Raw genomic sequence first — 23,844 nt, forward strand, 5'->3', positions numbered from 1 at the left:
AGGCGATGGTTATAAACTTCTGCTGCCCTGTGTTCATTGTAAAAGCGAACGGATGAAAACGACATCATCAGTTGTGCAGATTGTAACGGTACAATTATTGAACAAAGCCTTGAAATTCATCTCAAGAGATGGGCATGGTTCTGATTTCATTGAAATACAATATATGGATGAGCTATTTCTTTTTCCGGGGTATGCTAACCCTTTGGAGTGGATATAGGTTAGAATATAGATAGATAGCAGGATTAGGAGATGGAAAAATGGCTAATGATGAAGTGATTTTGACACAGGAAGGCTTGGAAAAGCTGGAGGACGAACTGAAGGATTTGAAGACGGTGAAGCGTAAGGAATTGGCAGCTCGTCTGAAACTTGCGATCAGTTACGGTGACCTGAAGGAAAATAGTGAGTATCATTCAGCCAAAGATGATCAGGCCTTTATGGAGACCCGAATTTTGATCTTGGAGAAGATGCTGACAAAAGCAAGAGTCATTTCTTCAGACAATATAGACTCCAACAAAGTGAGCATTGGATCCACGGTGTTGCTTAATGACATTGAGTTCGCCGAGAAGATTGAATATAAAGTGGTTGGCCCTGCCGAGGCCGATGTTGCGGATAATAAAATTTCGTACGAGAGCCCGCTGGGCAAGGAGATAATGGGCAAAGAAGTGGGCAGCGTCATTCATGTCAATGCTCCGATGGGCGTTATCAAGTACGAGTTACTTCAAATTAAAGTGTAATTCAAAAAGAGAGGTGCTCCGCAGTCATCCAAATGGCTGAGGGGACACCTCTTTTTGATTCTATTGGGCTTTGAACAGTTGGGAATACGGATTTGTTGAAACTTCATACGGTTGGACTAACGGACTTTATCACATACTGTGTTTAAGGAACTTATGAGATGAAGATTTCCGTGCGTTTTATATGTAAAAAAATAACATTTCGACAAATTTCGAATTTCGAATGACCTGACAAGGTGAGTAGTATATAATTACGGGAAAACTTTAAAGTGATGGAGTAGATACGATGAATTTTAGTAAGCCTAATCTAGATCAAGACAACGCTGGCAAAGGAGAACGTTTCTCTCAAGCTGGATTTATCCTGGCGGCCATTGGTAGTTCGGTTGGTCTGGGCAACATGTGGAAATTCCCATACATTACGGGTGAAAACGGAGGGGCTGCGTTTTTCCTGCTCTTCATCGTTTGTTTGCTGCTGATTGGTCTGCCAGTGCTCCTGGCTGAACTTGCGATTGGTCGCAGTGGCAGAGGTAGTGCAGCTACGGCTTTTATCAAAGCAGGTGGACATAAAGGTTGGCTCGCAGCCGGTTTGCTGCAAGTACTGACGCCTTTTATCATCCTCTCTTTTTATGTCATTATTGCAGGGTGGACCCTCCAATACGCAATTACGTCATTCAGTGGAACACTGTTCAACAATCCGGATTATGCCGGACAGTTCGATTCCTTCATAGGTGGCTATATGCCGATTGTATGGCAACTGGTCGCGGTCCTAATTACAGGCTGGATTGTAGCCAAAGGGGTATCCAACGGAATCGAGAAATTCAACAAAGTTCTGATTCCAGCTATGCTTGTACTGCTTATTATCCTGATGATTCGTGCAGTTACATTGCCGGGTGCAGGAGCTGGGGTATCCTTCTTCCTGAATCCGGACTTCTCGCAGCTTACAACGGAATCTGCACTGGTGGCGCTTGGGCATGCCTTCTTCTCCCTGTCACTTGGGATGGGTATTCTTGTAACCTACGGTTCGTATGTGGATAAAAATCAGTCCCTCGGTGCGGCAACCGTCGCCGTCGGCGCGGGTGACCTGATCTATGCATTCATTGCGGGTCTGATCATCTTCCCAACAACATTCTCGTTTGGTATTGCACCGGACCAAGGACCTTCACTGATCTTTGTGGCACTTCCGGCGGCCTTCTCGGCGATGCCACTTGGTTTCTTGTTTGGTGGACTGTTCTTCATCCTGCTGGCTATTGCGGCATTAACGTCAGCAGTATCCTTGCTGGAAGTTCCGGTGAAATATTTCATGGAACGTTTGTCCTGGAGCCGCAGTCGTTCGGTGTGGGTTATCTCTCTAGCGGTCTTCATCGTAGGACTTCCTTCGGTATTGTCGCTCGGCTTGCTGCCTGAATGGACGATTGGATCGAAGAGTGTGTTCGACTGGATGGACTTTGTAGCATCCAACATCCTGCTGCCTGTAGGTGGACTGCTTGTAACGATTTTTGCCGGATACTTCTGGAAAACGGCTGCGGAAGCTTCCGGCCTGCGTTCCGGATGGTTCCGGGTGTGGCTGTTCATGCTGCGTTACGTGGCTCCGATCCTGGTTTTGCTGGTTCTACTGCACACATCCGGCATCATTCACTTCTAATGGTGAAGGCCCGATAGGGTTAAATATGGTCTGTTGTGCAGATTTACCATGGATAAAACCTCTTGGAAGAAATGCAAAAGCCCTTGTTTTCCCTCGTCAATTTTGGGACAATACGGAGTAGAGGTTTTTTGGGTAGGACCGATAAGCCATATGCTTTTTTGCGAAAAGAGGATTATACAATGAACAAATCATCCATATATGGATTAACATTAGAGCAATTACGTTCCTGGCTGCCGGAGCATGGGCAGAAAAAATCCCGTGCATCCCGGATCTGGGAATGGTTATATCAAGAGCGTGTACACGATTTTCCCGCGATGTCTGATGTCCGTCAAGAATGTCTGGATGTTCTTTCCGAGCATTTCACCATGAACTCGCTGAGCGAACATGTGAAGCAGGAATCGGCAGATGGTACCGTGAAGTTTCTGCTTCGGATGCAGGACGGCAACCTGATTGAGACGGTATTAATGCGACAGAAATACGGACTTACCGTCTGTGTAACCACACAAGTGGGTTGTAATATTGGCTGTAGCTTCTGTGCGAGCGGTCTGATCAAGAAGAGCCGTGACCTGACCGCTGGAGAGATTGTGGAACAGATTATGCATGTGCAGCGACATCTGGATGCAGCGGGTCAAGACGAGAGGGTAACTAACGTGGTTGTGATGGGGATTGGTGAACCATTCGACAACTTCCAGCACATGAGTGATTTCATCGAAGTCATCAAGGATCGCAAAGGACTGGCACTTGCCGCCAAACGGATTACTGTGTCCACGAGTGGCCTTCCGGACAAGATCAAGGAATTTGCAGACAGCAGTCTGCAGGTTAACTTAGCGATCTCTCTGCATGCACCTAATAATGAATTGCGTACACACATCATGAAGATCAACCGGGCTTTTCCGATTGAGCAATTGATGGATGCGGTGGATTATTATCTGGCTACAACGAACAAACGCATCATGTTTGAGTACATCCTGTTACGTGATGTTAACGATCAACGTGAGCATGCCGCGGAGCTCGCTGAACTGTTGTCCAGTCGCAGAAGTATGGTCAGTGTGAATCTGATCCCATACAACCCGGTGGATGAGCACAGTCAGTATCAACGGAGTACAGAAGAGTCGATTCTGGGCTTCTATGATACACTCAAAAAGAACAACATCAACTCCACTGTACGTATGGAACATGGTACGGATATCGATGCTGCCTGCGGACAGTTGCGCAGTAAACAAATGAAGAACAACACTGCCGAATCCGAGCCAGGCCGTCTGGCACTGGGATAAGACACAACGCGGAGCTGGCAAGTAAGTTAGGATACTTGGTTGTTATAATCAGTGCCTGTACTTTGTACGTGCCATCTACCGTTGTTGGATTCGCGAATGCGTTGCCTGAATGCAAAACGCCTCTGTATATCACTGAGAAGTGATAACGGAGGCGTTTTTTGGAGTTTCATTATTTCAGTTTTTTGGTCATCAGCAGATGGGGAATGCCGTCTTCCATAAATACTTCCGAAGCGGGTGCGTATCCGAGACGTTCGTAGAACCCGGAAGCTTGTACCTGTGCGTGCAGCTTGGCTTTCTCAAGACCATCAGCAACAGCCATCTGCTCCAGTTTGTCGATCAGCACACGGCCCAGGCCGTGTTTGCGGTAATCAAGCATGACACAGATCCGTTCCAATTTGGCAACTTGTTCCACAATGCGCAGTCTGGAGGAGGCAGCAGGTACACCGTCTACGTAGAGCAGAATGTGGCGCGCCTCCGCGTCTAATGTATCATAAGCATCGAATTCGTCCGCTGCGGATACGCCTTGTTCTTCGACGAAAATAGCCGTACGAATGGCGAAGCAGGCATCGAGCAATTCCTGATTAGTAACTTCAACAATCGTTGTATTCATGAATGTTTCTCCTTTGGGTGATCGTAATGTTATCCTGACGTGATAAACTGGTACATAACAGGAATATGGAACGATTTTCGTTCCATATATACGGTTTGAGCTATATGTTTAAAATTGAAACCAATTCAACTGTAGTTATACCATCAATTATGTTGCGAATGCAACAATTTTATAGGGGCGTGAGTGTGTTGACTGAGAAAAAAGAAGTGCTACGTGAAATTGGTATGATTGCCCGCTGTCTGGATTCAATCAGTAATGTCGAGTTTCAGCATCTGAACCTGTCCCGTGGACAATATCTATATCTGTATCGAATCTGTGAGAATCCGGGCATAATTCCGAATCAGCTTGCTGAACTGATCAAAGTGGATCGCACAACGGCGGCCAGAGCTATTAGCAAACTCGAATCCGATGGGTTCATTATTAAACAGCCAGCAATGGGTAATAAGAAGAATAAGGTGTTGTATCCCACCAAAGCTGGGCTTGAAGCATGGGAATTCATTCGTAAAGAGGGCGTGCATTCGGATCAGGTGACTCTGGATGGTCTGACGGAGGAAGAGATCGAGACCGCGGTCATGCTTCTCCGTCGAATGCGACATAATATCGAGGTGGACTGGAAATTTGTCAAAAAGGGTGGACGGCGACCCTACATGGATATTTCGGAATGAACAGAGGAACGATTCTTGACCCCTGCATCCCAGACTCTAGCCGAACCTATCCAAAGGAGAAGAGCCATTATGCCAGAGAAGCATCAGTACAGGAGGGAGTCATGAGACGGGTAAACCGGAAAAGGCTAACGTGGTGGATCATATTGGCAGTCAGTATCACAGCAGCGTTAATTATTTTTGTGAAGGAGCGGTTTGTGATGAATGAATCATCCCCTACGGTATCCTTTGTTCAAGATCATATGACTAATCCCAATGGTACACTTGCGACCTATTTGCAAGATGCTACCTCAGAGAGAGCGGACATCGTAGCAGGCAGAGAGGCTTTATCTGAGTCACTTGGTCTTTGGATGCAATATGCTGTAGCCAAGAATGATCAGGCGTTATTCGAGGAAAGCTATAAACTGCTGACGACCTATTTCCTCATGCCGCAAAAATATATTGCCTGGAAGCTGGATGACGAAGGTCAATCTCAAGTGACAACCAACGCGCTTGGCGATGATTTTAGAATTGTCGGTGCCTTATTAAAGGCAGCAGATCAATGGGAACAAGGAAGAGGAGCCAAACTGAAAACGGCTTCGGAAATATCCCGTACACTTTCACAATCGGTTCAGAATAAAGGATATTATGTGGATTTTCACGATTTTGCGAGTGGTCACTCCACAGATACATTAAGTCTGGTCTATGTTGATCTCCCGTCTCTTCAATTGATGGAAAAACATCAGTTGGTGGAACCGGGAACCTATACCAAGTACGAAGCTTTGCTGAAGAAGATGCCTGACGATGGATTGTTCTATCCGAAGACCTTCGATGTAGTCCGTAAAAAATATACGTATGATGATACGGTGAATCTGATCGACCAGTTGATCGTGGCGAATCATCTAACCGTGACCGACCGCAAACCGGACAAGCTCATTTCTTTTTTGAAAAAAGAGTTCAACACCCGGCATCAGCTGCCCGGACAGTATAAGCGAGAATCACGCACACCTGCCGTCTCTTATGAATCTTCCTCGGTATATGGCCTTGCCATTTTACTCGCTGTTCGTTCAGGTGATCCAAAATGGGCCAAACAGTTGTATAACCATATGACTACGTTGCGTGGTCAGGACTCTCGTTATCCAGGTGGATATGTATTTGACGGTAACACACATCTGTTTGATAATCTTTTTCCTTTATTGGGAGAAGTTAATTTACAGAAAAATATGAAAAAGTAATGATTTTGTCATTTAATGAATTCTTCAATGTGTTAGCATAGCTTTGTCTAAACATGTCATAAATTGTTGCGATATAAAAGAAGTGAGGTTGAACAAGAGTTCTATAAATTCAACGGAGAGAAGGAACTATGAGGAATAAAGCACCTACCCGCCGTATTGCGTGGGGATATGCCCTTTTAATTGGACTAGCCCTGATGCAGCAAATGATGATTTATCTTAAAGTGTACATGGATCAGAGCTACACTACAGGGGATTTGATTTTTAGTATCGTGTCGCTGGGTGCCTTGGTTTTTGGTCTTTTTCTGCCTGTTGGTGTATCCGTCGTGACGGGGTTTGTATATCTGGTTTCTTATTTTGTGTGGCTTGTTACTTATGCTGATGCAAATGTGCTTGTGTTCTCCTGGTGGTTGCTCATCCCTGCCAACGTTGCCGTGGCTGCGTTCATCAAGGCAAGTCTGCTGCGCAGTGCACGTGTAGTGGAACGTCTCCAGGATATGCAGGACCGTAACCCGGAAATCGATCTGGATACCACGCTTGGTAATAAGGGAGCGCTGGCAGATACGTTAATCAAACATAGTAACCTTGCGCGTCGGTACTCCGAAAAGTATGGATTCAGCATTGCCATGTTCAAGATTGAATTTTTGCCACTGGTGATGGAATCCCTCGGTTCTGTCCGGTATGCACAGTTCCTGCTTGAAATCTCGGGTACGATTCAGAAGCAGATTCGGTATGAGGACTATAAATTTTTCGTGGATCGTGGGCGATTTGTCATCATATGTCCTATGGTGAATGTGGAATATCTTCCACTTCTTACACAGCGGATCAAAAAAGCCATAATGGATCTTCATATTATCGATAAAAAGGGAAATGAGCTGCAAACGGTGATACGCTCTGGTGCTCTGGTATTCCAAAAGGAGCAATTCAGCAAGTACGAGGACATTGACGCGGTTATTGCTGCCCTTGAACGAAACACAGAGACCGATCTCATCGGAGAATATATATAACGGGAAGGAGAGAGGCGCTGTGGACTATATGTCCTGGTTCATCCCGATCTGTATCGCCGTCAGTTCTTTATTTGCGGTAATCACGATTTGGTTAACAATTGCAACCCTTCGCTTTCGGTCGAAAGTTATTCGCAAGTATGATCGGAGGAAAGTAAGTGGCTGATTTTATATTAATATTATCCATATTTAGTATCTGGATTGCCGTATTCGAGTCGATTGTTATTATGGCAGGTGCGATTCGTTTTATTAATAAACAGGACAAAAAAGGGATTCAGATCCCTGAAAATATGGATCATTATCCAACAGTCACGGTCATGGTACCTGCGCATAACGAGGGTCTAGTTATTGTTGCGACAGTAGAGCATATTCTGTGCCTGAATTATCCGGAGGATAAAGTCCAGGTCATCGTGATCGCGGATAACTGTACAGATGATACCGCAGAGAAGCTGAGATCATTCCTCAGTCAGACCAGTTATAGGCATCGCAATGTGACGGTAATGGAGCGTAAAGGAACAGGTGGCAAGTCCGGGGCATTAAATGACGGACTGGAAATTGCCACGGGCGACTGGATCTGTATCTTCGATGCAGATGCCGCACCTGAACGGAATGCATTAATGTTTTTGACGCAAAAATCGCTGGAGAACCCTGAACAATATGGCGTGGTTTTTGGTAGAAACAAAGCACGCAACAGAGGACAGAATTTCCTCTCCAAATGCATTAATCTGGAGATCATTACTTCGCAACGTGTGTATCACACGGGTCTGTGGGAATTGTTCCAGCTTGGTTCCATCCCGGGAACGAATTACATTATCAAAACCGAGTTGATCCGGGAGATTGGCGGCTGGGATGTGACAGCCATTACAGAAGATACGGCGCTATCATTTGAGATTTTGAATCGCGGACAGTTTGTGGCACTTGCGCCGCAAGCGGAAGCCTATCAGCAGGAGCCGGAACAGCTTAGTGTGTACATGAAGCAGCGCGAACGCTGGGCCAAGGGGAACTACCAGGTGGTACTGGATAATATCCATAACCTGTTTAACCGTTCCAGTTGGCGTAATAAGTTGCTGGTCATCTATTATGCCGTCAGTTATTTCTGGTTTATGCTTGCGATCATTGTATCGGATATTATATTTCTCGTGAATCTGGTCTATCGGGTCATTGCGATATTTAAACCAGAGGTAAGTTCACCGTTCCAGTTTGCCGGCGATGCGTATGTGTTCCTGGTCATTGGTTGGGCACTCATGTACTTTATTTACGTGTTACAGATCAATCTGGCACTTGCCGCAGATATTGGACAGAGCAATACTCGTAATTTCATCTATGCCTGCGTGTCCTATTTCACGTATGCACAGCTGTTCATCCTGATCTCGATCAAGGCATTCTACTCCTTGATTATGGACAAGATTCGGAAACGCGAAAGCAAATGGTACAAAACAGAACGTTTTGGCTAAGCGGCGAAATTTTATAAGTGTAAGGCAGAAAGGCTGTTTGCTGGATAACTCCAGACAACAGCCTTTTTTGTTATAGCCAGACACATCCATATTCTGTATACTCTTACAGGCTGTATATAGGAAGCATGCTTATCCAAAATGGAGGGTCGCGGAATGAAGGACAGAGGATCGGACTTTTACGATGATGAGGCGAACTTTGAGAAGTACATGGAACGTCGCCAGTGGCAGGAGAATGCCAATGATACGTTGGAGAAGCCGGTGATGCTGGAGTTGATTGGAGATGTTGCCGGCAAGAACATACTGGACCTTGGTTGTGGAGATGCAAGGTTCGCCGCAGAATTGCTGAGTAGGGAGCGCGAAGGTGCGACGTATACGGGGATTGAGGGTTCTGTGAATATGATTCAGGCAGCTAACGAATCGGTAAAAGGATTAAATGCCCGGATTGAGCAAGCGTTCATGGAAGACTGGACCTACCCGGCCGGAGCATACGATCTGGTTATATCAAGACTGGCTGTTCACTATATTGAAGATGTGGAGAGCCTGTTCCGCAACATATACAATACTTTGAAAGAGAACGGGACATTTGTATTCTCTGTAGAACATCCTGTGATCACGTCCACACTGCAACCTTCCGGGACGCGAACGGATTGGGTGGTTGATCAGTATTTTGTAGAAGGATATCGTGAGCAGCAGTGGCTGGGCGGTTCTGTGAAAAAGATGCATCGTTCCATTGAATCTTACTTTATGGCATTGCAGCGGGCAGGGTTCCATGTAGAGCATTTACGTGAGTCAGCACCACAACGTGCTTATTTTGTAAACGAGGAAACCTATCTGCGCAGGCAGCGTATTCCATTGTTTCTGTTTTTAAGTGCCCGGAAGTAGATAGTGATAAAGCGTATAGATAAATAGAAGGACATAACTAAGTTATACTCATAAATTAGAAAGTTCTACACAGAAAACGGTGGATAACACTAGATATAGCAGTGAAAAGCCCAAAATCTATCCACATGTGGATAAGATGTTGGGCTTTTACTGTTATGTTTCTACACCTATGTTACGTTTGCTGTGTATAACCCCGCAATTATGAATCCGCCGCAGCTCTGACATAGACACGATCCCCGTGCCGATCAACTTCCACAGGTGCCTCGAAGAAGTTACTCAGCACTTCGGTGTTCATCAGATTGTTAGTTAATCCGCTATGGACTATTTCACCCCGGCGAAGCAGGAGGCTGTGACTAAAGACAGGCAATATTTCTTCGGTATGATGGGTGACATAGATGAGTGAAGGGGTATCTGGACGCTGTGATAATTCACGGATGCTCTCCAGCAATCGCTCTCTAGAGAACAGATCCAGTCCATTGCAAGGCTCGTCCAGAATGAGTACGCGCGGATTGGCCATCAGTGCTCGGGCAATAAGAAGTTTCTGTTTCTCCCCTTGAGAACAGGTACGATATTCGCGATCCCATAGATGCTGACAGCCCAGCGTTTGCATCAATTCCTGTGCTTGTTCCAGATCATCCTCCGATAGCTTGTCATACAAGCCAATGGTGGCGTGTTTGCCACTGATCACGACATACTGTGTGCGATCCGTGCCGTACAATTTCTCTTGCAGAGACGAACTGACCCAGCCGATGGATTTGCGGAGCTGCCTTAGATCCACATCCCCATATTCATGGCCTAACACGGATATCTTGCCTTCGGTCGGCCAGAGATAACCGGTGATCATGTTCAGGAGTGTTGTTTTGCCGGAGCCATTCAGGCCAAGCAACGCCCAGTGTTCACCATCCTTAACCTGCCAGCTCACATCGTTCAGCAGGGTAAGTGGTCCCCTTTTCCAAGTGACATGCTGTACATCAATAATCATGCGTTATTCCTCCCTTCTGTTATCCTCGAGTGTCCTAGATGTATTGTAGTCACAAAATCAGTGAGGTTTCAACGGTTATCACGCTGTTCTTGGTTGGTCCTTGCGCAGAAATACAGCACACACACCAAGCAGTGGCAAAAACGAACATAACTTGATAACAAACGCAATGCTGGTCACGTCAATTAAGGAACCTAACACAACCGAGCCAAGTCCAGCCATGCCAAACGACAGGCCAAAAAACAATCCGGATACCGTTCCAATATGACGAGGAAGCAATTCCTGTGCATAGACAATGATGACGCTGAAGCCGGACATCAGGATGAGTCCAATCATTCCGCACAACACCATCGACAGGATGGGGCCCGCATAAGGTAGTAGTAGGGAAAACGGTGCAGTGCCTGCAATGGAGAACCAGATCATCGGTTTGCGTCCGTAGCGGTCAGCGAGTGGGCCACCGAGCAAGGTTCCGACCATGCCTGCAAATTGCAATATAAACAGACAGATCTGTGCCTGGGAGAGCGGCAAGTCATATGCATCGGCATAATAGAAGGCGTAGTATCCGGTCATGCCTGCAATATATACGAATTTGGAGAATAACAGCAGGATGAGAATTCCCATTGTAAAAGCGATGAATCCCCTGCTCACAGGCCGAGCTGCTGGCCCTGCGCCGCTTGATTTTAGAGGGAGTTGCTGACGAATGCGAGTCTCAGCAAGCTTGTCTCTGTACCAACGACTGACCATAGACTGAATGAAGATGCCGATCAGGGCAAAACCCATCAGCCATAGAAAACTACGCTGCCCATGTGGCAGCAGGATGAAGGCGACCAGTAATGGAGCAATAGCCTGTCCTGTGTTGCCTCCCACCTGGAAGATCGACTGTGCCATTCCTCGTCCACGGCCGGCTGCCATATGAGCCACGCGTGAGGATTCGGGGTGGAGGATGGATGAGCCTATGCCAATTAATGCTGCCGAAACAAGCAGCATCCATAACTCGGAAGACAAAGCTAAACCGAGAACACCGATCAGGGAGAATAGCATACCTCCGGGAAGCAGGATCGGCATTGGCTTGCGGTCTGACATATAACCGACCAGTGGCTGAAGGACGGATGCGGTAATATTCAGGGTGAAGGCAATCCAGCCCATCTGGGCGAAACTGAGCTGCATGGTCTGCTGGAATAGTGGAAATGCAGACGGAACCACTGTCTGCATCGCATCATTCAGCAGATGGGCGAAGCTGACTCCGGCAAGTGCCCAATTGGCTGAAGAGTTGATTTGCATTTTGCTTAAAGTGGCCTGAGCCATGGGAGATCACCTCGAATTATTTTTTTCAATGATAAAAGATGGGGGCAGATCATGTCTTTGTGAAAAGTGCTTGGAAAGTGAGCACGATTTGCTATAATGTCAGCAGGTGAGCAAACGATGGAATTAAACATGACGCTAAATGGGTTGGAATTATGGAAAGCTACCGGAGGGTTTGCGAATGAGCCGCATGTACATGACGACTGGTATCAGCTAACGCTGCCGGTCAGAGGCCAATGTCATCTGGTACAGGAACGGCATGCATACCCGCTAAAAGCAGGGATAGGGATTATTGCTCATCCCCAGACTGAGCATTATTTTGAGATAGGGTCGGATTCGGCTGTCATTGTGATCAAGTTCCGTAAACCGCCATTAGGCAGTTTCGAAGGTGCGGAGTTAAGTGGGGGGCGAGCTGAGTTTCGACCTACCCAGACATTTGATCCTGCTGAGATCAGCAGTCTGTTTCGAGGCTGGAATTCCATTTTGTTAGATGATGTGCCCGAAATGCTGCAAGTGCAGGAAACAGAAATGGCGATCGAGACGTATCTAAGACGTATGTTGACGGGGCAGGAAAATGGAAAAAGAACTGTAAATCCCGGTACATTCATTGACCCTCATCTCCAACGAGTGCTGGATTACATTCACAGTGCCTACACAGGTCCAATGGATATTGATTCGATGGCGATGGTTGCACATCAGAGCCGGTATCATTTTATGCGTTCTTTCAAGGCTCTTACGGGAACAACACCGTATCAATATTTGCTGAATTTGCGCGTAGAAGAAGCGTCCAGGAGGCTTCGCCATACAACGGATTCAGTGACCACAATCAGTTATGAACTGGGATTTTCCAGCGTCAGTCAGTTTTACAGAGCCTTTCAGCGAGTGTATGTTATGACACCGATGGAATATCGGAATCACATTTAGATTTTAACGGGCAGTCTCGCGCATGCGAGACTGTATTTAGTACGTTACAGCATGCCACTCATTTTTGTTGTTGCCAAACATTGAAGACTTTGCTAAGATGGGAAAAAGTTTATGTAAGCGTATACATTTAGATTAAAATTACAACGTTGTAATTATGGTTATGGCGATTATTGAAAAGAAAGAAATACGGTGTGAGGAGGATTATTTCTAATTAATTATCTCATTAGTACGCAGAATGATATAGGTTGTTACAAAATGTGAATGAGATGAATAACAAATACGTCAGTGGATTGATAGTTTTTTTATTCAAGAATTCAAACGTTGTAATTATGTAGCGAAGGGGAGTGTTTCACGTTGAAAAAACGCATGTCCACGCTGTTCAGCCTGATCAGACGGGATAAGTATTTGCTACTGATGTTTTCGCCTATCTTTCTGTATTACCTCATCTTCATGTACCTTCCGATGCCTGGCGTGCTGTTGGCATTTCGTAATTTCTTGCCGGGGCAGGGCATGCTCAGCGGGGAGTGGGTGGGACTGCGCTGGTTCGAACAGTTTGTGAATTCCATTTACTTCTGGCGACTGCTGCGTAACACATTTCTGCTCGCCTTCCTGCCACTCCTGTTTGGCTTCTCCATTCCGATTTTATTCGCTGTCTGCATCGTGGAGATCAAGAACCGGACATTCAAGCGATTTGCCCAGACCGTTACGTACCTTCCTCACTTCATCTCCACTGTTGTTGTAGCCGGTATGATTATTAACTTCCTGTCACCAACAGACGGTATCGTGAACACCCTCATCGCGAGTCTTGGCATGGAAAAAGTGAACTTCATGATGGATGCGAGCTGGTTCCGTACCATCTTCACAAGTTCCGATATCTGGCAAAGTTTTGGCTTCAGCTCCATCATCTACATTGCAGCCATTATGGGGATCGACCCCGAGATGTACGATTCCGGCAAAATTGACGGCGTCAACAAATTCCAGGAGCTATGGCACCTGACCCTACCCAGTATCAAACCAACCATTGTCATTCTTCTGCTTCTGTCGCTTGGCGGCATTATGAGTGTAGGTTTCGAGAAAGTATATCTGCTCTACAACGGAGCCACCTACGAAACGGCTGATGTCTTGTCCACCTATGTATACCGGATGGGGATTGAGGGCCAGAATTACGGCTTCGCCACAGCGGTCGGCCTGTTCAACTCCATCATCACCTTTATCCTTGTTTTTGCTGCCAATTCCATGACCCGCCGCCTGACCAAGATGTCACTCTGGTAAGACTATAACCCGGACCAAAGGAGACCTGTATGCAAAAATCGAGAAGTGACCGTTTGTTCTACGGATGTGTCTACCTGCTGACCATACTGGCGGTTGTTGTCACGTTGTATCCCTTTCTGTACGTCATTAGTATTTCATTCAGCTCGGTGGATGCCATCGACAAACAAAAAGTTGTATTGTGGCCCGTTGGATTTACCCTGTCAGGTTACCAAATGGTACTGCAATACAAGGAGTTATGGGTTTCGTTCTACAACACCCTCTGGTACACCGTGGTAGGCACACTGTTGAACATCGTGGCAACATGTCTTGCCGCGTTTCCATTATCCAGACAGCAGTTTTTCTTACGTCGCAAGCTGAATTTCTTCATCGCCTTCACCATGTATTTCTCGGGTGGACTCATTCCGGTCTACATGCTGATTACCTCGCTTGGATTGTACAATACCCGCTGGGTTATGGTGTTGCCTGTGCTGGTGATTACATTTAACGTCATGATCTGCCGCTCAGCTTTCGAAGGCATTCCGAATGAAATTTTCGAAAGTGCCAGTATAGACGGGGCCAACGAGATGACGATGCTGTATCGTCTGGCGGTTCCGATCATTAAGCCAACACTGGCTGTGCTCACGCTGTACTATGCGGTATTCCACTGGAACAACTTTTTCACGGCCCTATTATATCTGGGCAAACAGGATATGCAGCCCTTACAGATGTTCCTGCGAAGAGTGCTGATCATGGCTTCGCCGGAAGTGATGCAGAAGATGGGCGGTACGATGACATCTGGTGCGCTGGCGGTCTCCTCCCTTCAGGTTCGTTATGTATCCATTGTGGTCAGCATTCTGCCTATTGTTACGATCTACCCGTTTATCCAACGGTACTTCGTTAAGGGAATTACCCTCGGAGCCGTGAAAGGATAGCTTTACTTACTTAAGTGTCATGTCATTCAAGGGAGTTCAAAATGGTTCATACCAAGGAGGAATGATGGATGAGATTTAAAGGGGCAGGAAGAAAAAGTGTAATCGCAGCGATACTGGCAATCAGCCTGGCGGGATGTAGCGGCGGAACAGGGGCGGGAACCGATGCGGGGAGCACCCCGTCCAGTTCGGAGCCAGCCTTCAATTATACCGGAGCAGGGCCGGTGACGGATCAGCCGGATGCCAAGCTGTCTATTCTCGGCACCAACGCTTGGACGACCAATGTGGACTTGTCCACCGCAGCCATCGTGAAGAAAATTGAGAGCAACGCCGGTGTGACGGTGGATTGGGATCTGATTCCGCCGCAGAACTATGCGGATGCCGTCAATCCGAGACTGGCTGCTGGTACCGGCTTGCCCGATATCGTGTACCTGCCGGATCAGGATCAGCTGATGAAGTACATTAACAGCGGTCTATTCATTCCGATTAATGAACTGGTAGAGAAGTACGGCGTGAATCTCAAAAAAATATATGAAAAGTCGCCTTCCGTCAAAGCCAGTTTAACAACGCCAGATGGTAAAATGTATTATATCCCGCAGCAGACGTTAACACGCAACTACATGCCGGTATTTATGGTCAATGTGCGCTGGCTTGATAAACTGGGATTAAGCGAGCCGACCACGCTGGATGAATTCACGGCGATGCTGCGCAAATTCAAGACAGAGGATCCGAACGGCAACGGAAAAGCCGATGAGATTCCACTGTCCATGGAAGCAAAATTTGTATCCATGGCCTTTGGCCCCGCGTTTGGACTTGATTTGTCCAACCAGTTCTATGCAGACGATCAGGGCAAGGTACATTTCAGCTATTATGAGCCTACCTACAAGGAGTACTTGACCTATCTGAACGGACTGTACAAGGAAGGTCTGCTTGGGGTGGATTATGCGAGTACCACGAGTGATCAGGTCACGTCGCGCATCTCTCAGGATGTGACGGGAGCAACGTTTAATTTTAGCTGGTATATGTCGATGGTCTACAGTCCGTTGTTCAAGGATTACAACCCGGAAGAGCCAATCATCAAAGGCATTTTACCACTGAAAGGACCGCATGGGGATCAGTTCTATGTAGGACGTACACCAGTGAGTGGCATCTTTGGCATTACACGTGATAGTAAAAATCCGGAACTTGCTTTCCGTTTCCTGGACTATGCCGTAAGTGAGGAAGCACAGACGTATTATACGTGGGGCATCAAGGATGACACGTATACGGAAGAGAATGGCGTGAAGACATTTACGGACAAAGGCAAGGACAATGAATACATCCAGAAGCTTGGCATTGGTCCGGTGAATCTGCCGAACATCCAATCCACCGATTCTGCTGATTCCGTCGTAGCCCCTTGGCATGCGAAGATGGATAAAGAACTGGAGCCGTATGTGCGCGAACCGTTCCCGTTTGTCTATGCCCTGCCGGATGAAGCGAGTGTGGAGAGCATGGCGATGCCTGACATCACGACATATGTGGAAGAGATGAACTTTAAGTTTATTAGCGGGGACGCCAGTCTGGACCAGTTTGACAGTTATATTGAGACGTTGAAAAAGATGAATATAGAGCAGGTTATTGCGGGCAGACAGGCACAATATGATCGTTATAAATCTGCACAGAAATAAGAAATAGGGCTTCAGGCGTATGAGAGGTGTTGATTGATTTTGATAACCATTAAAGACATTGCCAAACTGGCGGGGGTGAGCTATAGCACGGTATCAAAGGCGCTGAATGATGATCCCCGAATCAAACCGGCAACAAAGCAGAAGGTGCTTGCAGTCGCAGAGAAACATCAATATCGGAAAAACATGCTGGCCCGGCAGCTCTCCACAGGCAGAAGCAACATCATCGGTTTTGTGCTGGATGAGCTGAGCAATCCGTTATTTTCGAACATCTCCGGCCGTCTGCACACCGAGCTGAAGAAGCGGGGATATCAGATGATCTTGGTTGTGGCGGATGATGGAGTGGATGTCTTCAGCCAGCTGCGCGTGGACGGATGTATTCTGTGGGACTATGCACTGGACAATCGGGAGATGTTCTGGAAAAAATTCGCAACACTCAACATGCCATGTTTTGTGCTGGGTACAGATGAAGCGCCGAACTCTCCTTACATCAAGATTGATCGCAAAGAAGGGCTGTTCAAAGCAGTGGAGCATCTGAAATCGCTGGGCCACAGCCGAATCGGATTCATCGGCAACTCCCAGCACGTCAAGCTGGAGGGATACCGGGAAGCGTTGCAGCGTACGGGTCTGGATTTTAACGAAGACCATGTGCTGCCAGCGCATTCCTCTTGGGAAGACGGGTATTTTGCCATACGTAATCATGCGTTTGGGGCGGATTCGCCGACAGCTTTTATTGGACTGAACAACCTGGTCACCCGAGGTGCACTACGGGCTTTACTTGAGGCAGGTTACAGTGTTCCACGCGATATCTCGTTAATCGGGTATGATGATCTGCCGGATATGCAATATGCGGAAGTGGCCTTGACGACAATTGGCCCGCCTCTGGATGAACTGGCCGTGCAGGCAGCAGAGCTGATTGTCTCGTTAATCCGTGATGAACAGGTCGATGTTCCGGTAGTCATTCAGCCTAAGCTGAACCTTCGCAATTCAACGGCAATGTGCCGGCAATAAGGACAGCAACCTTTGAAGAGTGAAGCGGTTATCCGTTAGTCATACATGTATGTATTAGGTGAGTACAACATTCAAGGAGGAATTGCTTATGCAGGTACAGACACAGTTATCCTGGTCTGAGCGAATTGCAGCAACGATCATCCAGCAATGTGACGGGGACGGTTATCATGCGTTCCCTTCGGGACGATGGGCATACGTGGAAGGCATGACCTTGATGGCGATGGCACGAACCGGGCAGTATTATGGCAAGCAAGAGTATGTTGATTTTATGAAAAAACATATGGACCTGTATATCCAGCCGGACGACTCTATTGGCACCTATACTTTGGAAGAATATAATCTGGATCAGATTAATCAGGGAAAAAACCTGTTTACATTACTGGATGGTGCTGAAGATCAGCGTTACGCAGAAGCGGCGCATCTTTTGGCAGCACAGCTCGCAGGGCAACCCCGCACGTCGGAGGGCGGCTTCTGGCACAAAAAAATCTATCCATTCCAGATGTGGCTGGACGGCCTGTATATGTCCTCTCCCTTTTTGTCCGAGTATGCGAAGACATTTCATCGTCCCGAGTTATGGGATGAAGTTGCACATCAGATTCTGCTGATCGAACGTCAGACCCGTGATCCGCGGACCGGGCTGCTCTATCATGGCTGGGATGAATCGAAGGAGCAGGTCTGGGCAGATTCATCTACAGGGTGCTCGCCACACTTCTGGAGCCGGGCGATGGGCTGGTATGCCATGGCGATTGTAGACAGCGTGGAGCATTTCCCCGTGAATCATCCAAAGCGCGGAACCATCATCGGTATCTTCGAACGGATGTGTCATGCTTTGGTACGCGTGCAGGAGCAGGAAAGCGGGTTATGGTTCCAAGTGCTGGATCAGGGCTTCCGCAAAGGCAACTATCTGGAAGCATCCGGGTCAAGCATGTTTGTATATGCGCTTGCGAAGGGTGTGCGGTTGCGTTATCTGGAGCCACATTTCAGAGAGGTGGCGGAGAAGGGATGGCAGGGACTGTCCTCCAGATTGGTGGAGGAGACGGCTGACGGCGTTCGGTTAAACGGGATCTGTCATGGCGCAGGACTAAGCCTGGATCGGGATGGCTCGTACAACTACTATGTAACCGAAGCGGTTGTAAGCGATTCCTTTATGGGTGTGGCTCCGCTTCTGCTGGCAGCACTGGAAATGGAGCGACTGCCATGACGCAGCAGAGATTGCCAAATACAGCATTGGAATCATCGGCTCCCTGTCTGACTGTTGCTTCAGATGGGACAGGGGATTATGTGACGATTCAGGCCGCAGTTGATGCGCTGCCGGAGAATGGCATCGGAATCGTTCCAATTCGAGTGAAGGCTGGTGTGTATTATGAGAAGCTGCATATGGAGAAGCCGGGCATCCACCTGATTGGTGAGGGGGCGGAGCAGACGATCATTACGTATGATGATTATGCACTCAAGAAGTTCCCGGATGGTTCGCCATATCATACGTTTCATTCCTATACGGCTTTCATTGGTGCCGATGATTTCACGGCAGAGGGAATTACCTTCGTAAATGCTGCCGGGCCGGGCAAGCAGGTTGGTCAGGCGCTGGCCGTTTATGTGGATGGAGACCGGGCTGCCTTTCGCCGCTGTCGTTTGATCGGTCACCAGGATACGATCTTCACCGGCCCGCTGCCGGAGCAGCCCATGGATCGCAGTTATTTTGGCGGGCCACGCGATGGTGCCGAGCGGCGCAAACTGCGGCAGTATTTCGAGGACTGTTACATCGAAGGTGATATCGATTTTATTTTTGGTTCGGCTACGGTGGTGTTTAAGGGCTGCGAGATCTTTACGAAGAATCGTCTGACTGAAGCGGAGGCTGCGGATGGACAAGTGAACGGTTGGATTACCGCAGCCTCTACGCCGGAGGATGTGCGTTACGGCTATGTATTTCTGGACTGTGATCTGACCAGCAATGCTCCGCCGCAGTCGGTGTATCTGGGTAGACCGTGGCGTCATCATGCCAAAGTCTGTTTTCTGAATTGCTGGATCGGCGCTCATGTGAAGCGGGAGGGATGGCACAACTGGAACAAGACAGATGCAGAGCAGACCGTTCAGTATGCGGAATACAACAGCGCCGGGCCCGGTGCCGGATGTGCTGCTGATCGTGTGCCTTGGGCCAAAATACTGACCGAACAGGAAGCGGCCGAGTACACTGTACCTCTGATTCTGTCCGGCGTGGATGGATGGCAGCCTTTTGAAGGGAGAGGGGAGCAGCGGCAGTAAGATACGCCCTCTTCTCTGCGCAATATCTAACACAGGTTTTCTTTCAAGTCTCCTAAGGAGTTGAAAGAAAACCTTTTTTGTGCGCTATATTACATTTTTCGCCCCCCATAGAACTATTTTATCCCTTATCTCTTTTGCATTTTACTGATTAAATACAGGGTGAGGATCTGTAAATTCCCTGTAAAATTTGGATGGTGTCTGCAAAAAAAGAACACGAGAGGGAAGGTCCATTTTGGTAAGGGAAGGGAGTGAAGTGACACGCAACATCAGATGGCTGAATGGGGCTGGTTCTAATCGATCACAGATCAGATGCAGGTGGACAATTGAAGTTTTGTTTGCAAGGTGAACGTATCCTTAGTACAGGAGGGATTTTGCTTGAATCAAGCTGTTCGATTCCGCCCGGTCATTACATTTGCTTTGGCATTTCTTCTTCTTATTTCGTGGTTTGCACCGAGAGCCGATGCCGCCGCCCAGTGGCAGGCAGGCACCGCATACAAGAAAGGAGACCTCGTAACATATCAAAATAAAGATTATGAGTGTATTCAGGCACACACAGCTTTGACCGGATGGGAGCCCTCTGTTGTGCCCGCGTTGTGGAAATACGTCGGGGAAGGTTCGGGAGGGGAAACGCCGACGCCAGATACGGCACCACCTTCTGTTCCTGCGGGTCTGACTTCATCCTCCGTCACGAACACCTCTGTGAGTCTTTCCTGGAATGCATCCACGGATAATGTGGGCGTAGCGGGGTATGAGGTGTACCGGAACGGCGTTCTTGTGACAAGTACTTCAACTACAACAGCTGTAGTCACGGGACTGACAGCCAGCACGACTTATGCTTTTACGGTAAAAGCCAAAGATGCCGCAGGCAATATATCCGCTGCGAGTACCTCCCTCAGTGTGACAACTTCCAATGGATCATCCAATCCGGGGCCAACCGGCGGCAAATGGCTGATTGGCTACTGGCATAACTTCGACAATGGTTCAACCAATATCAGACTTCGTAACGTATCAACAGCCTATGACGTTATTAATGTCTCCTTTGCCGAACCGATTTCACATGGCAGCGGAACGCTTGCTTTTACTCCATACAATGCGACGGTAGCCGAATTCAAATCCGATATTGCCTATCTGCAAAGCCAGGGGAAAAAAGTACTTCTTTCCATGGGGGGAGCCAACGGTACCATTGAGCTCACCGATGCGACCAAGAGACAGCAGTTCGAAGATTCGTTAAAATCAATCATTTCCACGTATGGTTTCAATGGTCTGGATATCGATCTGGAAGGAAGTTCCCTGTCTCTGAATGCAGGGGATACCGATTTCCGTAGTCCAACTACACCGAAAATTGTTAACCTCATCCAAGGTGTGAAAGCGGTTAAGTCACACTTCGGCGCCAATTTCATCCTGACGGCTGCGCCGGAGACGGCCTATGTACAGGGTGGATATCTGAGCTACGGCGGCCCTTGGGGAGCTTACCTGCCAGTCATCCATGCATTGCGTAATGACCTGACCCTGCTTCATGTGCAACACTATAACACGGGCTCCATGGTGGGGCTGGATGGGCGCTCTTACGCCCAAGGAACAGCTGATTTCCATGTGGCCATGGCGGAGATGTTGCTTCAAGGCTTTCATGTAGGCGGCAGCACAGGCCCTTTCTTTAGTCCCTTACGACCGGATCAGATTGCCATCGGTGTACCGGCTTCCCAGCAGGCTGCTGGAGGTGGTTATACAACGCCAGCCGAGCTGCAAAAGGCACTGAATTACCTAATCAAAGGTGTGTCATACGGCGGTTCCTATACCTTGCTCCAGCCTGCGGGCTATGCGGGGATAAAAGGGATTATGACCTGGTCAATCAACTGGGATGTATATACGAATAACCAGTTTTCGAGCGCACATCGTCCGTTCCTGACCAGGCTGAGTACGCAAACGACAAAGGAGGTTGTATATTAGATGATACATTTAAATAAACACACTGCTGTCAAGAAAACCGCGAAGTTTCTCCTGGGTCTATCCCTGCTCTTATCCGTCATTATTCCTTCTTTTGTGCTCCAACCCGCTACGGCAGCAGCTGCAGATTCTTATAAAATTGTTGGTTACTACCCGTCCTGGGCTGCGTATGGGAGAAACTATAATGTAACGGACATCGACCCAACCAAAGTCACGCATATCAACTATGCGTTTGCCGATATTTGCTGGAACGGTATTCATGGAAATCCGGACCCTTCGGGCCCTAACCCGGTGACCTGGTCGTGTCAGAATGAGAAGAGCCAGACAATCAATGTACCCAATGGAACGATCGTGCTTGGCGATCCATGGATTGATACCGGCAAGACATTTGCAGGGGATACGTGGGATCAGCCCATTGCAGGCAATATCAATCAGCTTAACAAGCTGAAACAGATCAATTCTAATCTGAAGACAATCATCTCCGTGGGAGGATGGACATGGTCCAACCGCTTCTCCGATGTAGCTGCGACTGCTGCAACGAGAGAGGTATTTGCAAACTCTGCCGTCGACTTCCTGCGGAAATACAATTTTGACGGGGTAGATCTGGACTGGGAGTACCCGGTATCAGGCGGACTTGATGGTAACAGCAAACGTCCTGAGGATAAGCAAAATTACACACTGCTTCTGAGCAAAATCCGTGAGAAGCTGGATGCTGCCGGAGCTGTGGACGGCAAGAAGTATCTGCTTACGATTGCAAGCGGTGCATCGACGACCTATGCTGCGAATACTGAGCTTGCCAATATAGCTGCCATCGTCGACTGGATTAATATTATGACATACGATTTTAACGGGGCTTGGCAAAAAGTCAGCGCGCATAACGCGCCGTTGAACTATGACCCTGCGGCTTCGGCTGCTGGGGTGCCGGATGCCAATACATTTAATGTGGCTGCCGGAGCACAAGGGCATTTGAATGCAGGCGTACCAGCCGCTAAACTTGTACTTGGTGTTCCGTTCTATGGCCGCGGCTGGGATGGATGCGCACAGGCGGGCAATGGTCAGTATCAGACCTGTGCGGGAGGTTCTTCCGTTGGAACATGGGAAGCAGGCTCCTTTGATTTGTATGATCTGGAGACCAACTACATTAACAAAAACGGGTACACGCGTTACTGGAATGACACAGCCAAGGTGCCATATCTCTATAATGCGACCAACAAGCGATTTATTAGCTATGACGATGCGGAGTCTATTGGATATAAAACCGCTTATATCAAAAGCAAAGGACTCGGCGGAGCGATGTTCTGGGAACTTAGCGGTGACCGGAACAAAACACTTCAAAATAAACTGAAAGCCGATCTGCCTACCGGAGGTACAATGCCTCCAGCAGATACGACGGCGCCAAGCGTACCCGGTAATGCCCGTTCGACAGGCGTGACGGCCAACTCGGTTACGCTAGCTTGGAATGCTTCAACAGATAATGTGGGTGTTACCGGTTATAACGTCTACAATGGTGCCAATCTTGTGACCTCCGTCAACGGGACGACCGCAACAATCAGCGGACTGTCAGCGGGTACATCCTATAGCTTTACGGTAAAAGCAAAGGATGCGGCAGGTAATCTGTCTGCAGCCAGTAATGCTGTAACTGTAAGCACGACAGCTCAGCCGGGTGGAGATACGCAGGCGCCAACTGCGCCAACGAACCTCGCATCAACCGCGCAAACAACATCCAGTATAACGCTGAGCTGGGCGGCATCCACGGATAACGTGGGTGTAACGGGTTATGATGTGTACAATGGAGCGGCTCTGGCGACATCCGTGACCGGAACGACAGCAACGATCAGCGGGCTTGCAGCGGATACCTCGTATACATTTACGGTAAAAGCAAAGGATGCGGCGGGGAATGGTTCTGCTGCGAGCAATGCGGTGACTGTGAAAACGGCAGCAGGAACGACAAATCCGGGCGTTTCCGCCTGGCAGGCGAATACAGCCTATACTGTAGGACAGCTGGTCACCTATAGCGGTAAGACGTATAAATGTTTGCAATCCCACACATCCTTGTCTGGGTGGGAACCATCCAATGTCCCTGCATTGTGGCAGGTTCAATAGTTAAA

General features: G+C 48.0%; 20 protein-coding genes. 17 read left to right on the plus strand and 3 right to left on the minus strand.

What is annotated here, in order from left to right; all coding sequences use genetic code 11:
* Positions 1 to 257: 257 nt before the first annotated feature.
* The 3 genes from greA to rlmN all read left to right on the plus strand — a co-directional run bounded on the left by greA (position 258) and on the right by rlmN (position 3,647).
* Complete coding sequence (greA, locus tag CXK86_RS04965) at positions 258 to 734, plus strand: transcription elongation factor GreA (protein ID WP_036612258.1); 477 nt, start codon at positions 258 to 260, stop codon at positions 732 to 734.
* Between the two features lie 283 nt (positions 735 to 1,017).
* Entirely contained in the window at positions 1,018 to 2,373 is a 1,356-nt protein-coding gene (locus tag CXK86_RS04970; protein ID WP_036612255.1) for a sodium-dependent transporter, read from the plus strand.
* Positions 2,374 to 2,552: 179 nt separating this feature from the next.
* Positions 2,553 to 3,647: a dual-specificity RNA methyltransferase RlmN gene (gene rlmN / locus CXK86_RS04975; RefSeq protein ID WP_076251965.1), complete on the plus strand. Its 1,095-nt coding sequence runs from the start codon at positions 2,553 to 2,555 to the stop codon at positions 3,645 to 3,647.
* Between the two features lie 169 nt (positions 3,648 to 3,816).
* Here the strand turns inward: rlmN and CXK86_RS04980 are convergent, their stop codons facing one another.
* Positions 3,817 to 4,257, minus strand: a complete 441-nt coding sequence (locus CXK86_RS04980) for a GNAT family N-acetyltransferase (protein ID WP_076251964.1) — start codon at positions 4,255 to 4,257, stop codon at positions 3,817 to 3,819.
* A gap of 158 nt (positions 4,258 to 4,415) precedes the next feature.
* Here CXK86_RS04980 and CXK86_RS04985 point away from each other — a divergent pair, with 158 nt between their 5' ends.
* The 5 genes from CXK86_RS04985 (at position 4,416) to CXK86_RS05005 (ending at position 9,470) form a co-directional block, all read left to right on the plus strand.
* Entirely contained in the window at positions 4,416 to 4,922 is a 507-nt protein-coding gene (locus CXK86_RS04985) for a MarR family winged helix-turn-helix transcriptional regulator (protein ID WP_076252229.1), read from the plus strand.
* Between the two features lie 101 nt (positions 4,923 to 5,023).
* Positions 5,024 to 6,133: a glycosyl hydrolase family 8 gene (locus CXK86_RS04990; RefSeq protein ID WP_076251962.1), complete on the plus strand. Its 1,110-nt coding sequence runs from the start codon at positions 5,024 to 5,026 to the stop codon at positions 6,131 to 6,133.
* Between the two features lie 128 nt (positions 6,134 to 6,261).
* A complete protein-coding gene (locus tag CXK86_RS04995) occupies positions 6,262 to 7,137 on the plus strand; it encodes a diguanylate cyclase domain-containing protein (protein WP_076251961.1) in 876 nt (291 codons plus the stop codon).
* A gap of 155 nt (positions 7,138 to 7,292) precedes the next feature.
* Complete coding sequence (locus CXK86_RS05000; protein ID WP_076251959.1) at positions 7,293 to 8,588, plus strand: glycosyltransferase family 2 protein; 1,296 nt, start codon at positions 7,293 to 7,295, stop codon at positions 8,586 to 8,588.
* A 153-nt stretch (positions 8,589 to 8,741) separates the two neighbouring features.
* A complete protein-coding gene (locus CXK86_RS05005) occupies positions 8,742 to 9,470 on the plus strand; it encodes a class I SAM-dependent methyltransferase (RefSeq protein ID WP_076251957.1) in 729 nt (242 codons plus the stop codon).
* 199 nt (positions 9,471 to 9,669) lie between these two features.
* Here the strand turns inward: CXK86_RS05005 and CXK86_RS05010 are convergent, their stop codons facing one another.
* Together CXK86_RS05010 and CXK86_RS05015 are read right to left on the minus strand one after the other, a co-directional pair.
* Positions 9,670 to 10,452, minus strand: a complete 783-nt coding sequence (locus CXK86_RS05010) for an ABC transporter ATP-binding protein (RefSeq protein ID WP_076251956.1) — start codon at positions 10,450 to 10,452, stop codon at positions 9,670 to 9,672.
* Positions 10,453 to 10,530: 78 nt separating this feature from the next.
* Positions 10,531 to 11,754 (minus strand): MFS transporter, encoded by a 1,224-nt coding sequence (locus CXK86_RS05015; RefSeq protein ID WP_076251954.1) that lies wholly within the window; start codon positions 11,752 to 11,754, stop codon positions 10,531 to 10,533.
* Between the two features lie 117 nt (positions 11,755 to 11,871).
* On the opposite strand from CXK86_RS05015, the gene CXK86_RS05020 reads away from it, so the two are divergent.
* From CXK86_RS05020 to CXK86_RS05060, 9 genes are all read left to right on the plus strand, one after another.
* Complete coding sequence (locus tag CXK86_RS05020) at positions 11,872 to 12,675, plus strand: AraC family transcriptional regulator (protein ID WP_076251952.1); 804 nt, start codon at positions 11,872 to 11,874, stop codon at positions 12,673 to 12,675.
* A gap of 366 nt (positions 12,676 to 13,041) precedes the next feature.
* Positions 13,042 to 13,947 (plus strand): ABC transporter permease, encoded by a 906-nt coding sequence (locus CXK86_RS05025; protein WP_047841090.1) that lies wholly within the window; start codon positions 13,042 to 13,044, stop codon positions 13,945 to 13,947.
* 29 nt (positions 13,948 to 13,976) lie between these two features.
* The gene (locus CXK86_RS05030) at positions 13,977 to 14,858 is read left to right on the plus strand and encodes a carbohydrate ABC transporter permease (protein WP_036612222.1); all 882 of its coding nucleotides are present in this window, start codon (positions 13,977 to 13,979) and stop codon (positions 14,856 to 14,858) included.
* A 68-nt stretch (positions 14,859 to 14,926) separates the two neighbouring features.
* Positions 14,927 to 16,522 (plus strand): extracellular solute-binding protein, encoded by a 1,596-nt coding sequence (locus CXK86_RS05035; RefSeq protein WP_076251950.1) that lies wholly within the window; start codon positions 14,927 to 14,929, stop codon positions 16,520 to 16,522.
* A gap of 39 nt (positions 16,523 to 16,561) precedes the next feature.
* A complete protein-coding gene (locus tag CXK86_RS05040) occupies positions 16,562 to 17,530 on the plus strand; it encodes a LacI family DNA-binding transcriptional regulator (protein ID WP_076252227.1) in 969 nt (322 codons plus the stop codon).
* 88 nt (positions 17,531 to 17,618) lie between these two features.
* Positions 17,619 to 18,731 (plus strand): glycoside hydrolase family 88/105 protein, encoded by a 1,113-nt coding sequence (locus CXK86_RS05045; protein ID WP_076251948.1) that lies wholly within the window; start codon positions 17,619 to 17,621, stop codon positions 18,729 to 18,731.
* Positions 18,728 to 19,792 carry a pectinesterase family protein gene (locus CXK86_RS05050; RefSeq protein ID WP_101313496.1) on the plus strand — a complete coding sequence of 355 codons (1,065 nt, stop codon included), beginning with the start codon at positions 18,728 to 18,730 and terminating at the stop codon, positions 19,790 to 19,792. Before CXK86_RS05045 ends, CXK86_RS05050 begins: the two co-directional genes overlap by 4 nt.
* Positions 19,793 to 20,167: 375 nt before the next feature.
* Positions 20,168 to 21,739, plus strand: a complete 1,572-nt coding sequence (locus CXK86_RS05055) for a chitinase (RefSeq protein ID WP_076251946.1) — start codon at positions 20,168 to 20,170, stop codon at positions 21,737 to 21,739.
* Complete coding sequence (locus CXK86_RS05060) at positions 21,740 to 23,839, plus strand: glycosyl hydrolase family 18 protein (protein WP_076251944.1); 2,100 nt, start codon at positions 21,740 to 21,742, stop codon at positions 23,837 to 23,839.
* Positions 23,840 to 23,844: the final 5 nt, after the last annotated feature.

Source organism: Paenibacillus sp. BGI2013 (genome assembly GCF_002843485.1).
Lineage (GTDB): Bacteria > Bacillota > Bacilli > Paenibacillales > Paenibacillaceae > Paenibacillus > Paenibacillus amylolyticus.